The following is a 12341-nucleotide window of genomic DNA, read 5'->3' on the forward strand; positions in this document are numbered from 1 at the left end:
ATCGTAAGGGTTCCGTATGGGAGCCGCCCACGCACCACCCCCGTGGCCCCGCAATCTCCTGCACCTGGCGGGAAAAGCCACGAAATCCTTAACGGAATCCTTGCACCTGTGGCCTCGGAAATGGCTTCGAACGCTCTCCGAACGCCTTTCGAAAGGCCTCCTGAACACGTCGGGGGACGTCGCCTTTGCCACAGCGCCCCCGGGATGAGCACACTCGAATGAGGCAACGCACCCGGCGCCGCTTAAGCTCATCCTGGGCAACGGGACGAACCGTTGCCCCATTGTTTGCCCGGCCAGCCGAGGAATGAGTGTGAGCAGGGTGTTTTCGCAGGTCAGCCGGACGACCAGGACTGCGAGGTAGGCGCAAGGTGCACATCGTCATCATGGGCTGCGGGCGAGTGGGGGCCGCTCTCGCGCAGACCCTGGAGCAGCAGGGGCACACGGTCGCCGTCATCGACCAGGACCCCACGGCGTTCCGGCGCCTCGGTTCCGGCTTCGGCGGCCGTCGCGTCACGGGGGTCGGGTTCGACCAGGACACCCTTCGTGAGGCGGGGATCGAGGAGGCCGGCGCGTTCGCCGCGGTGAGCAGCGGCGACAACTCGAACATCATCGCGGCCCGCGTGGCGCGGGAGATGTTCGGCATCGAGAACGTCGCGGCGCGGATCTACGACCCCCGGCGTGCCGAGGTGTACCAGCGCCTCGGCATCCCCACGGTCGCCACCGTGCGCTGGACCGCGGACCAGATGCTGCGCCGGTTGCTGCCCTCGGGCGCCGAGCCGCTGTGGCGGGATCCGAGCGGGGGCGTGCAGCTCGCCGAGGTGCACACCACGCCGTCCTGGATCGGCCACAAGATCAGCACCCTGCAGGAGGAGACGGGCGTGCGCGTGGCCTTCCTCACCCGGTTGGGCGAAGCCATACTGCCGTCGTCGCAGACGGTGCTGCAGGAGGGCGACCTCGTCCACGTGATGATGCGTACGGACGAGATCGCGAAGGTCGAGGCGGCCTTCGCCGAGGGCCCCGAGGAGGGCGGTCACTGATGCGTGTCGCGATTGCCGGGGCCGGTGCGGTGGGCCGTTCCATCGCGGGCGAGCTGCTGGAGAACGGGCACGAGGTGCTGCTCGTCGACAAGGCGCCGACCGCCATCTCGGTGGAGCGGGTGCCGATGGCCGAGTGGCTGCTGGCGGACGCCTGCGAGATCACCTCGCTGGACGAGGCGGCACTGCAGAGGTGCAACGTCGTGATCGCGGCGACCGGCGACGACAAGGTGAACCTGGTCGTCTCGCTGCTCGCCAAGACGGAGTACGGCGTGCCACGCGTCGTCGCCCGGGTGAACAACCCGAAGAACGAGTGGCTGTTCAACGAGTCCTGGGGCGTCGACGTGGCAGTGTCCACGCCGCGTCTGATGTCGGCCCTGGTCGAGGAGGCGGTGAGTGTCGGCGATCTGGTCCGGCTGCTGCGCTTCAGCCACGGCGACGCGAACCTGGTCGAGTTGACGCTGCCGCCGGAGTCGGCGCTGGCGGGCACCCAGGTCGGAGAGGTCGCCTGGCCGGAGGACACCTCGCTCGTCACCATCATCCGCGGGCAGCGGGTGCTGACTCCGAGTACGGAGGAGACCCTGGAAGCCGGGGACGAGCTGCTGTTCGTGGCGGCCCAGGCACGCGAGGAGCAGTTGGAGGACCTGCTGTCGGTGCGCAAGGGCGACCCGGAGAGCTGAGCAGCTTCGCGCCGCACGCGAGAGGGGCCTGTCACCGGCGGTGACAGGCCCCTCTCGCTCGGTCCGTGACTCAGAACTCCTGGCTGCGGGCCGCTGCTTCGGCGGCAGCCGCTTTACGGGCCTTCTCGGCCTGCTCCTCGGCCTCCATCTCGGCGAAGACGTCGATGGGCGGCGGCGCCTTGGCGAGGAAGACCCAGGTGAGGTAGACCGCCAGCAGGAACGGCGGGATCTTCAGGGCGATCAGGACCCAGCCGAACTGGGTGGTGTCGGCCCACCAGTACAGCGGGAACAGGATCGCGCACTTGGCGAGGAGGATCAGCCCCCAGGCGTAGCTGGCCTTGGCGTAGGCCTTCTTCCGGCCGGGGTTCCGGGTGCGCCAGGAGAGGTTCTCCTTGAACACCGGGCCCAGGATCAGGCCGATCAGCGGGAGACCGGCGATCGTGCTGACCAGGTAGGCGAGGGCCAGTCCGAGCGTGTAGATCATGCCCGGGAGATAGAAGTCCTTGGCGTTGCCGGTCATCTTCGCGAAGACGACGCCGAAGGCCACGCCGAAGACACCACTGAAGGCGTGCTTGACGGTGTCCTTGCGGATCAGCCGGACGGCCACGAGTACCAGCGACACCGCGACGGCCGCGATGGCCGAGTTCGTGAGGTTCTTGTCGATGGTGAAGATCGTGACGAAGAGCAGTCCGGGCAGGACCGTCTCCACCATGCCCCGGATGCCGCCGAAGGCCTCGAAGAGAGCGGCCTCGGTGACCGCCTTCGCGTCGGCCTCCTGCTGGTCGGTGGTGCGGTCCGTATCGGACGTCGGCTTGTCGAGAGACGTCACCGGCTACTCCTTGCCGAGCGGTCGGAGTTCGTATTTGGGGTTGAACAGCACCCGGCGCCCGTGGCTCATGGCGATGCGGCCGGAGGCGATGAGCTTGCGGCCCGGTTCTATGCCCACGATGGAGCGGCGGCCGAGCCAGACCACGTCGAGCGGCGCGGTGCCGTCGAAGAGCTCCGCTTCGAGGGCGGGCACTCCGGCGCGCGGTCGCAGGGTGACCGTCCGCAAGGTACCAGTGACCTTCACGATCTGGCGGTCGGTGCACTCGGAGATCCGGGTGCACCCCGATGCCTGCGAGTCCTCCTCCAGCTCCTCGCACTCCAGGTCCTCCTGGGAGCTGGAAAGCCGGTCGAGCATTCGCCGGAAGCGCCCGGACGGCCGCTCGGCCTTCTGGGTCTTCTCGAATCGAGGCACAGCACTCATACCCGAAGGGTACCGGTCTCCGGAGGTCCTGGAGGGTGGCCGCCGTCTCACTCGAAGGGGTTACGCGGGGAGCCGCCACTCACCTCAGGCGCGCTCGAAGCGGTAGCCCATGCCGGGTTCGGTGACGAAGTGCCGGGGGTGCGAGGGGTCGGCCTCCAGCTTGCGCCGCAGCTGGGCCATGTAGACCCGCAGATAGTTCGTCTCGGTGCCGTACGAGGGCCCCCAGACCTCCTGGAGCAGCTGCTTCTGGCTGACCAGCCGGCCGCTGTTGCGGACCAGGACCTCCAGCAGGTGCCACTCGGTGGGGGTGAGCCGCACGTCGCGGCCCTCGCGGTGGACCTTCTTGGCCGCGAGATCGACGGTGAAGCCCTCGGTCTCCACGAGCACGACATCGTCCCCGCCGTCCTGGCCGACGGGCTCGGCGCGGCGCACCGAGGCGCGCAGCCGGGCCAGCAGTTCGTCCATGCCGAACGGCTTGGTCACGTAGTCGTCGGCGCCCGCGTCCAGTGCCTCGACCTTCTCGTCGGAGGTGTGCCGGGCCGAGAGCACCAGGATCGGCACCCGGGTCCAGCCGCGCAGCCCCCTGATGACCTCGACGCCGTCCATGTCGGGAAGCCCGAGGTCCAGGACGACGACGTCGGGGTGGCGCGCGGCGGCCAGCTGGAGCGCGGTGGCCCCGTCGGGCGCCGCGTCCACCTCGTACTTGCGCGCCTTCAGGTTGATCACGAGGGCGCGTACGATCTGCGGCTCGTCGTCGACCACAAGCACCCGGGTCATCGCGGTCCTGCCTTTCTGCTGTACGTGGATGTGCGGAGCTCCCCGCGTCTGCTGCACGCCGTCGTACGGAGGTCCCCGCGTCTGCTGCACGTGGAGGTGCAGGGCTCTTCGCGGATCACGAGGTGACCCGTGCGGGCAGGTCGGGGCTCACCGGAACGTATCCCGAGGCCGCCTTGAGGGTCAGGACCATGGTGAGGCCTCCGCCGGGGGTGTCCTCGGCGTCCAGCGTGCCGCCCATGGACTCCACGAAGCCGCGGGCCACGGCCAGGCCCAGGCCCACTCCCGCACCGCGCGGGGCGTCGCCGTAGCGCTGGAAGGGCTCGAAGATGCGTTCCTTCGCCTCGTCGGGGACGCCGCGGCCGCCGTCGGCCACCCGTAGCTCGACCCGGGCGCCGAGCGCGCTGGCGGCCACGGTGACGCGCTCGCCGTCGGGGCTGTACTTCACGGCGTTCTCGACGATGTTGGCGACGGCCCGCTCCAGCAGCCCGGGGTCGACGGCGACCATCGGCAGTGTCTCGGGGATGTCCAGCTCGACGCTGTCCTCCGGGACGCCGCCCAGGGCCATGGGCACCACTTCGTCCAGGTCGATCTCGCGGATCAGCGGGGTGACGGTGCCGGTCTGCAGGCGGGACATGTCGAGGAGGTTGCCGACGAGGTGGTCCAGGCGGTCGGCGCCGTTCTCGATGCCTTCGAGGAGTTCGGCCTCGTCGTCGTCGGACCAGGCGACGTCGTCGGAGCGCAGGGAGCTGACGGCGGCCTTGATGGCGGCCAGCGGGGTGCGCAGGTCGTGGCTGACGGCAGCCAGCAGCGCGGTCCTGATCCTGTTCCCCTCGGCGAGCCGGCGGGCCTTCTCGGCCTCACCGACCAGGCGCTGGCGGTCCAGGACGACGGCGGCCTGGGCGGCGAAGGCACCGAGTACCCGACGGTCCTCGGCGGGCAGCACCCGGCCTGAGAGGGCCAGGGCCATGTGGTCACCGACGGGCATGTCCACATCGGCGTCCTCGGGCCGGGCGACCGGCGCCGGGCCGACGCTTCCGGCGCACGTCCACGGCTCGACGTCGCTCTGCCGCTCCAGCAGGGCGACGGACTCCATGCCGAAGGTCTCGCGGACCCGGTCCAGGATCGCGTCCAAGGTGGTCTCGCCGCGCAGCACACTGCCGGCCAGGAAGGAGAGGATCTCGGACTCGGCGCGCAGCCTGGCGGCCTGGTGGGTGCGCCGGGCCGCGAGGTCGACGACCGAGGCCACAGCGACGGCCACCGCGAAGAAGATCACGATGGCGACGAAGTTCTCGGGGTCCTGCACGGTCAGGGTGTGGGTGGGCGGCGTGAACCAGTAGTTCAGCAACAGCGATCCCGCGGCGGCCGACGCGAGGGCGGGCCGCAGCCCGCCGAGCAGGGCCGCGGCGACGGTCATGAAGAGGAAGAGCAGGACGTCGTTGGCGAGCCCCGGGCCGTTCTCCATGCCCTTGAGGAGGAACGCGAGGAGGACCGGGCCGCCCACACCGACGAGCCAGCCCCAGATGATGCGGGCCCGGCCCAGCCGGGCGCCACGGGCTATGGGCAGGCCGCGCCCCTTGGCGACCTCGTCGTGGGTGACGATGTGGACGTCGAGGTCGGTGCCGGACTCGCGGGCGACGGTGGCGCCGACGCCGGGTCCGTAGATGTACTGCCAGGTCTTGCGGCGGCTGGAGCCGAGCACGATCTGGGTGGCGTTGACGCCCCGGGCGAACTCGAGGAGCGCGGAGGGTATGTCGTCGCCGATGACGTGGTGGAAGGTGCCGCCCAGGTCCTCGACGAGCGTGCGCTGGACGGTCAGCTCCTTGGGCGAGGCGGACGTGAGTCCGTCGCTCCGGGCGATGTAGACGGCGAGGATCTCGCTGCCCGAGCCCTTGGCGGCCATCCTGGAGGCGCGGCGGATGAGGGTGCGGCCTTCGGGACCGCCGGTGAGTCCGACGACGATGCGTTCGCGGGCCTGCCACGTGGTGCGGATGTTGTGCTCGCCGCGGTACTGCTGGAGGTATTCGTCGACCCGGTCGGCGACCCAGAGCAGAGCCAGCTCGCGCAGGGCGGTGAGGTTGCCGGGGCGGAAGTAGTTGGAGAGCGAGGCGTCGATCCGGTCCGGCTTGTAGATGTTGCCGTGGGCCATCCGCCGGCGCAGGGCCTGGGGCGACATGTCGACCAGTTCGAGCTGGTCGGCGCGGCGGACCACTTCGTCCGGCACCGTCTCGCGCTGGCGTACTCCGGTTATGGACTCGACGACGTCACCGAGGGATTCCAGGTGCTGGATGTTGACCGTGGAGACCACGTCGATGCCGGCCTGGAGGAGCTCTTCGACGTCCTGCCAGCGTTTGGCGTTGCGGGAGCCCGGCACGTTGGTGTGCGCGAGTTCGTCCACCAGGGCGACCGCCGGGGCCCGCTCCAGGACGGCGTCGACGTCCATCTCGGTGAACACCGCGGAGCGGTACTCGATCTCGCGGCGCCGGATCTGTTCGAGGCCGTGCAGCATGACCTCGGTGCGCGGGCGGTCGTGGTGCTCGACGAAACCGACGACGCAGTCCGTGCCCCGTTCCGCCCGGCGGTGCGCCTCGGAGAGCATCGCGTACGTCTTGCCGACGCCCGGTGCCGCACCGAGGTAGATCCGAAGTTTGCCGCGCGCCATGGCCCCATTGTCTTCCTGAAACCGGTTCTGTTCACGGAGACCGGCGGCCGCCGGGCGGCAGCCACTGTCGAAACTACCCCGAGATTTTCCGGCAAATCGGACGCGGGGTGCGGCTGCGGTCCGTATTGACGCAATTCTGATGCCTTCGCCCGCGGGGGCCCGGACGACCCAGGCCCTGCGGGCGAGGGCGGGGTCGTCGGTGGCGCGAGAGCCGTGGACCGGGGCGCGCGGGCGCGATCTTGTGGGGGCGGCGGGATTCCGCGACCTCGTCCGACCGGTTCGAGCCGCCGGGCTCCGCGACGCAGGTCACGGCGCTGGGCAGTCCGGCTCATCCACGCCGACTCCCCCGTCAGTGCTCGATGATGTGCCCGTCGCTGAGCTCCAGCACCCGGTCGGCGAGGCCGAGCAGCTGGGCGTCGTGAGTGGCGACGAGTGCGGTGACGCCCTCGCTGTGGACGACGGCGCGCAGCAGTTCCATCACCGCGAGGCCGGTCTCCGCGTCGAGCTGCCCGGTCGGCTCGTCGGCGATCAGCAGGGCGGGCCGGTTGGCGAGCGCGCGGGCGATCGCCACACGCTGCTGCTGGCCGCCGGAGAGTTCGCCTGGGCGCTGGGCGGCGTGGTCGGCGAGGCCGACCAGGGAAAGGAGCAGGGACACCCGCTCCTCGCGCTCGCGCGGATCGGCCTTGCGCAGCCGCATGGGCACGCCGACGTTCTCCGCCGCGGTCAGGATGGGAATCAGGCCGAAGGACTGGAAGATGAAGCCGATGCGGTCGCGGCGCAGCTCCAGCAGTCCGTTCTCGCCGAGCGAGGAGAGGTCGGTGCCGTCCACGGTGATCCGGCCGCTGTCGGGGGTGTCGAGGCCGCCGACCAGATTGAGCAGGGTCGTCTTGCCGGAACCCGAACGACCCTTGAGCGCGACGAGCTCACCACGCGGCACCTCGAAGGAGACGCCACGCAGCGCGTGCACGGCACCGGCGCCGGAGCCGTAGGAGCGGTGCAGGCCCTCGATCCGGACCATCGGCCGCTCGGCGACGGTCGTGCCGCTCTCCTGTCCGGCGCCCGTGGCGGCAGTGCTCTCGGTCATGTCGCTCCCCGTATGTCGGTCCTGTCGGCCGCCAGTATGTGCATGCGGCACGGGGTCGGGCAATGCCCGGGCCGGCCGTAGGGGCCGGACCCGGGCATGCGGTGCGTTCAGCGCGTTCCGGCGTCGTTCACGAGGTGCCGCAGCGCGATGTTCAGCTGGAGGACGTTCACCCGGGGTTCGCCGGCGAAGCCGAGGATGCGGCCGTCGGTGTGGTGGGCGACGAGCTTCTCGACCTGGGCGGCGTCGAGGTGGTTGCGTGCGGCGACGCGGTTCACCTGGAGCTGTGCGTAGGCCGGGGAGATGTCGGGGTCGAGGCCCGAGCCGGAGGAGGTGACGGCGTCGGCCGGCACCTGGGAGGGGCTGACGGGGTGGCCGGGGACGGAGTTGTCCTTGACGACGGCGGCCTTGGCGGTGGTGACCCGGTCGATGAGTTCCTTGTTGTCGGCCGAACGGTTGGTCGCGCCGGAGAGGATCAGCGAGTACCGGGTGTTGACACTGTTGGCGCCGAGGCCGTGGGAGGGGCGTGGCTGGAACCACCTGAGGTCGGGGGCCGCGGTCTCCTGGCCCCTCTTCAGGGGCAGGTCGTAGCGCTGGCCGATGAGTCCGGAGCCGACGACCTTGCCGTTCGCCGTGACCTCGGAGCCGTTGGCGTGGCCGGGCATGAGTCCCTGGGCGACGCCGGTGACGGCGAGCGGGTAGATGACGCCGCAGACCAGGGTCAGGACGAGCAGGGCGCGCAGTCCCGCCCAGAGCAGTCGGGCGGAGTTTCCTACGGAGTTGTTCATGGCAGGTCAGCCGATTCCGGGGATGAGGGAGATGATCAGGTCGATGATCTTGATGCCGATGAACGGGGCGACCAGGCCGCCGAGTCCGTAGACGCCGAGGTTCCGCCGGAGCATCGAGTCGGCGCCGCTGGGCCGGTAACGGACTCCCTTGAGGGCGAGCGGCACCAGCGCGACGATGACCAGCGCGTTGAAGATCACGGCGGACAGGATCGCGGACCGCGGCGAGGAGAGGTCCATGATGTTGAGCTTGTCCAGGCCCGGGTAGACCACGGCGAACATCGCGGGAATGATCGCGAAGTACTTCGCGACGTCGTTGGCGATGGAGAACGTCGTCAGTGCGCCGCGGGTGATCAGCAGCTGTTTGCCGATCTCCACGATCTCGATCAGTTTTGTGGGGTTGGAGTCCAGGTCCACCATGTTCCCGGCCTCCTTGGCGGCCGAGGTTCCGGTGTTCATGGCCACACCGACGTCGGCCTGGGCGAGCGCCGGGGCGTCGTTGGTGCCGTCGCCGGTCATCGCGACCAGCTTGCCGCCCGCCTGCTCCCGCTTGATGAGGGCCATCTTGTCCTCGGGGGTGGCCTCGGCGAGGAAGTCGTCGACGCCGGCCTCCTCGGCGATGGCCTTCGCGGTGAGCGGGTTATCGCCGGTGATCATGACCGTGCGTATGCCCATCCGGCGCAGCTCACCGAACCGTTCCCGCATGCCCTCCTTGACGACGTCCTTGAGGTGGATGACGCCCAGGACGCGGGCGCCGTCCGCATCCTGGCGGGCCACCAGCAGCGGGGTGCCGCCGGCCGCCGATATGCGATCGGTGAGAACCTGCGCATCCGCGCAGACGCTGCCGCCCCGCTCCTTCACCCAGGCGACGACCGACCCGCTCGCGCCCTTGCGGACCTTGCGCCCGTCGACGTCCACGCCGGACATGCAGGTCTGGGCGGTGAAGGCCACCCATTCGGCGTGTGCGAGTTCGCCCTGGTGGCGCTCACGCAGGCCGTACTTCTCCTTGGCGAGGATCACTACGGACCGGCCCTCGGGCGTCTCGTCGGCCAGCGAGGAGAGCTGGGCGGCGTCCGCCAGTTCGGCCTCCGTCACTCCCGCCACGGGGAGCAGGGCGGCGGCCTGGCGGTTGCCGAGGGTGATGGTGCCGGTCTTGTCGAGCAGGAGCGTGGAGACGTCTCCGGCGGCCTCGACCGCGCGCCCGGACATGGCGAGCACGTTGCGCTGGACCAGGCGGTCCATTCCGGCGATGCCGATCGCGGAGAGCAGGGCGCCGATGGTGGTCGGGATCAGGCAGACCAGCAGCGCGGCCAGCACGATCATGGACTGCTCGCTGCCGGCGTAGATCGCGAACGGCTGGAGGGTGACGACGGCGAGCAGGAAGACGACGGTGAGGGATGCCAGGAGGATGTTCAGGGCGATCTCGTTGGGTGTCTTCTGCCGGGCCGCGCCCTCGACCAGGGCGATCATCCGGTCGATGAAGGTCTCCCCCGGCCTGGTGGTGATCTTGACGACGATGCGGTCGGAGAGCACCTTCGTACCACCGGTGACGGCACTGCGGTCACCGCCGGACTCCCGGATGACCGGGGCCGATTCGCCGGTGATCGCGGACTCGTCGACGCTGGCGACGCCCTCGACGACGTCTCCGTCGCCCGGAACGATGTCGCCGGCCTCGCAGACGACCTGATCACCGATGCGCAGTTCGGTACCGGGGACCAGCTCCTCGTTCGTGCCGGCGATCCGGCGGGCGACGGTGTCGGTCTTGGCCCTCCGCAAGGTGTCGGCCTGGGCCTTGCCGCGGCCCTCGGCGACCGCCTCCGCCAGGTTGGCGAAGATCGTCGTCAGCCACAGCCAGACGGCGATCGCCCAGCCGAACCAGTCCGTCGGATCCTGTGCCGCGAGCACGGTGGTGAGCACCGAACCCACCAGCACCACGAACATCACCGGCGACTTGACCATCACCCGTGGGTCGAGTTTGCGCAGCGCGTCGGGGAAGGAGGCGAGCAGCATCCCGGGATCGAACAGGCCGGCGCCGACGCGCCCTTGGGGAGCGGGGCCGGCCGGCGGGTCCTGGTGCGGTGCGCGGGCCGGAGTGACTGTGGACATCGCGTCCTCTTGCTTCGTACGGATGGTCATGACGCCAGCCCCTCGGCCAGCGGCCCCAGAGCGAGGGCGGGGAAGTAGGTCAGACCGGCGATGATCATGATGGTGGCGACCAGCAGCCCACTGAAGAGCGGTTTGTGGGTGCCGAGGGTGCCGGCCGTCGCCGGTACGGGCCGCTGCCCGGCGAGCGAGCCGGCCAGGGCCAGGACGAACACCATGGGCACGAACCGGCCCAGCAGCATCGCGAGTCCGATCGTGGTGTTGAACCACTGGGTGTCGGCGTTGAGCCCGGCGAACGCCGAACCGTTGTTGTTGGCGCCTGAGGTGTAGGCGTAGAGGATCTCCGAGAAGCCGTGCGCGCCGGAGTTGGTCATCGAATTGCCCGGCGTGGGCAGGGCCATCGCGACGGCGGTGAAGCAGAGCACCAGGGCCGGGGTGATCAGGATGTAGCAGGCGACGAGCTTGATCTCGCGGACGCCGATCTTCTTGCCCAGGTACTCCGGCGTACGGCCGACCATCAGACCGGCGATGAACACCGCGACGACCGCCATGATCAGCATCCCGTAGAAGCCGGAGCCGGTACCACCGGGCGCGATCTCACCGAGTTGCATGCCGAGCATGGTGATGCCGCCGCCGAGACCGGTGTACGAGGAGTGGAACGAGTTGACCGCACCGGTCGAGGTGAGGGTGGTGGCCACCGCGAAGATGGATGAGCCACCGACACCGAACCGGTTCTCCTTGCCCTCCATCGCCCCGCCCGCGATGTCGAACGCGGGCCCGTGGTGGGCGAATTCCGTCCACATCATCAGCGCGGTGAAGCCGAGCCAGATGACGCCCATCGTCGCGAGGATCGCGTACCCCTGCTTGAGCGAGCCGACCATCCGGCCGAAGGTGCGCGTCAGGGCGAACGGGATGACGAGAATCAGGAAGATCTCGAACAGGTTGGAGAGTCCGTTGGGGTTTTCGAAGGGGTGGGCCGAGTTGGCGTTGAAGTAGCCGCCACCGTTCGTACCCAGCTCCTTGATGGCCTCCTGCGAGGCGACCGCGCCACCGTTCCACTGCTGTGAGCCGCCGGTGAACTGCCCGACGTCGTGGATGCCGGAGAAGTTCTGGATCGCTCCGCAGGCGACCAGCACGATCGCGCTGATCACCGCGATCGGCAGCAGGATCCGTACGGTGCCGCGGACCAGGTCCGCCCAGAAGTTTCCGAGTTCACCGCTGCGGGTGGCGGCGAAGCCACGTACGAGTGCCACCGCGACGGCGATGCCGACGGCGGCCGAGACGAAGTTCTGCACCGCCAGGCCGCCGGTCTGCACGACGTGGCCCATGGCCTGCTCGCCGTAGTACGACTGCCAGTTGGTGTTCGCGACGAACGACGCCGCCGTGTTGAACGCCTGGTCGGGGTCGATCGAGGCGAAGCCGAGCGAACCGGGCAGGGACCCCTGGAGCCGCTGCAGCAGATACAGGAAGAGGACGCTCACGGCGGAGAAGGCGAGAACACCGCGCAGATAGGCGGGCCAGCGCATCTGCGTGTCGGGGTTGGCGCCGATGGCCTTGTAGATCCACTTCTCGGCCCGCAGATGACGGGGCGAGGTGTAGACGCGGGCCATGTGGTCACCGAGCGGGCGGTACGCCAGACCCAGCGCCACGACGAGCGCGAGTACCTGGAGCACACCGGCGAGGACGGGGCTCATATCGGGCTCAGAACCTCTCCGGGTACAGAAGGGCGAGGACGAGATAGCCCAGCAGGGCTACGGCCACGACGAGGCCGGTCACGTTTTCGGCAGTCACAGCTTCGCCACCCCCTTGGCAATGAGTGCCACCAGCGCGAAGACCGCGATCGTGGTGACGACGAAGGCCAGATCGGCCATCGGGTGCTCCTGGATGAGGTGCGGATTTCTCGGACCTCATGAGCTAACCTCCCGCCGGCGCCCCTGTGACCTGCGTTGATGCCTTCCTTACGGGGACGGGCC

At 69.6% G+C, this 12341-nt stretch carries 11 protein-coding genes; 2 read left to right on the forward strand and 9 right to left on the reverse strand.

The features are described from left to right. The first annotated feature begins 368 nt into the window (after positions 1-368). Both OG538_RS08295 and OG538_RS08300 read left to right on the forward strand, forming a co-directional pair. Entirely contained in the window at positions 369-1037 is a 669-nt protein-coding gene (locus OG538_RS08295) for a TrkA family potassium uptake protein (protein WP_026242838.1), read from the forward strand. Next, the gene (locus OG538_RS08300; protein ID WP_406091645.1) at positions 1037-1714 is read left to right on the forward strand and encodes a potassium channel family protein; all 678 of its coding nucleotides are present in this window, start codon (positions 1037-1039) and stop codon (positions 1712-1714) included. The genes OG538_RS08295 and OG538_RS08300 overlap by 1 nt, the downstream gene beginning before the upstream one ends. 70 nt (positions 1715-1784) lie before the next feature. On the opposite strand, the gene OG538_RS08305 is transcribed toward OG538_RS08300, so the two are convergent. From OG538_RS08305 to kdpF, 9 genes are all read right to left on the reverse strand, one after another. After that, positions 1785-2543, reverse strand: a complete 759-nt coding sequence (locus OG538_RS08305; RefSeq protein ID WP_406091647.1) for a DUF3159 domain-containing protein — start codon at positions 2541-2543, stop codon at positions 1785-1787. 3 nt (positions 2544-2546) lie between these two features. Further along, positions 2547-2963, reverse strand: a complete 417-nt coding sequence (locus OG538_RS08310; protein WP_359085391.1) for an OB-fold nucleic acid binding domain-containing protein — start codon at positions 2961-2963, stop codon at positions 2547-2549. Between the two features lie 84 nt (positions 2964-3047). Further along, on the reverse strand, positions 3048-3740 hold the full coding sequence (locus OG538_RS08315) for a response regulator (RefSeq protein WP_406091649.1): 693 nt from the start codon (positions 3738-3740) through the stop codon (positions 3048-3050). A 115-nt stretch (positions 3741-3855) separates the two neighbouring features. Further along, positions 3856-6399: an ATP-binding protein gene (locus OG538_RS08320; protein ID WP_406091651.1), complete on the reverse strand. Its 2544-nt coding sequence runs from the start codon at positions 6397-6399 to the stop codon at positions 3856-3858. A 349-nt stretch (positions 6400-6748) separates the two neighbouring features. Next, positions 6749-7483 (reverse strand): ABC transporter ATP-binding protein, encoded by a 735-nt coding sequence (locus OG538_RS08325; RefSeq protein ID WP_406091653.1) that lies wholly within the window; start codon positions 7481-7483, stop codon positions 6749-6751. A gap of 107 nt (positions 7484-7590) precedes the next feature. Beyond that, positions 7591-8268, reverse strand: a complete 678-nt coding sequence (locus tag OG538_RS08330; protein WP_406091654.1) for a potassium-transporting ATPase subunit C — start codon at positions 8266-8268, stop codon at positions 7591-7593. A 6-nt stretch (positions 8269-8274) separates the two neighbouring features. After that, positions 8275-10371: a potassium-transporting ATPase subunit KdpB gene (gene kdpB / locus OG538_RS08335; protein ID WP_406100025.1), complete on the reverse strand. Its 2097-nt coding sequence runs from the start codon at positions 10369-10371 to the stop codon at positions 8275-8277. A 26-nt stretch (positions 10372-10397) separates the two neighbouring features. Beyond that, positions 10398-12062, reverse strand: a complete 1665-nt coding sequence (kdpA, locus tag OG538_RS08340; protein WP_406091656.1) for a potassium-transporting ATPase subunit KdpA — start codon at positions 12060-12062, stop codon at positions 10398-10400. Positions 12063-12069: 7 nt separating this feature from the next. Beyond that, positions 12070-12159 carry a K(+)-transporting ATPase subunit F gene (gene kdpF / locus OG538_RS08345; protein ID WP_148021375.1) on the reverse strand — a complete coding sequence of 30 codons (90 nt, stop codon included), beginning with the start codon at positions 12157-12159 and terminating at the stop codon, positions 12070-12072. Between the last annotated feature and the right edge of the window lie 182 nt (positions 12160-12341).

The organism is Streptomyces sp. NBC_01013, from assembly GCF_045162765.1.
Classification (GTDB): Bacteria; Actinomycetota; Actinomycetes; order Streptomycetales; family Streptomycetaceae; genus Streptomyces.

What these genes read in the sequence shown, in the direction of transcription:
- OG538_RS08300 (WP_406091645.1), top strand. Translation starts at nt 1,037, where the DNA reads ATGCGTGTCGCGATTGCCGGGGCCGGTGCGGTGGGCCGTTCCATCGCG.
- OG538_RS08310 (WP_359085391.1), bottom strand. Translation starts at nt 2,963, where the DNA reads ATGAGTGCTGTGCCTCGATTCGAGAAGACCCAGAAGGCCGAGCGGCCG.
- OG538_RS08315 (WP_406091649.1), bottom strand. Translation starts at nt 3,740, where the DNA reads ATGACCCGGGTGCTTGTGGTCGACGACGAGCCGCAGATCGTACGCGCC.
- OG538_RS08320 (WP_406091651.1), bottom strand. Translation starts at nt 6,399, where the DNA reads ATGGCGCGCGGCAAACTTCGGATCTACCTCGGTGCGGCACCGGGCGTC.
- OG538_RS08325 (WP_406091653.1), bottom strand. Translation starts at nt 7,483, where the DNA reads ATGACCGAGAGCACTGCCGCCACGGGCGCCGGACAGGAGAGCGGCACG.
- OG538_RS08330 (WP_406091654.1), bottom strand. Translation starts at nt 8,268, where the DNA reads ATGAACAACTCCGTAGGAAACTCCGCCCGACTGCTCTGGGCGGGACTG.
- kdpB (WP_406100025.1), bottom strand. Translation starts at nt 10,371, where the DNA reads ATGTCCACAGTCACTCCGGCCCGCGCACCGCACCAGGACCCGCCGGCC.
- kdpA (WP_406091656.1), bottom strand. Translation starts at nt 12,062, where the DNA reads ATGAGCCCCGTCCTCGCCGGTGTGCTCCAGGTACTCGCGCTCGTCGTG.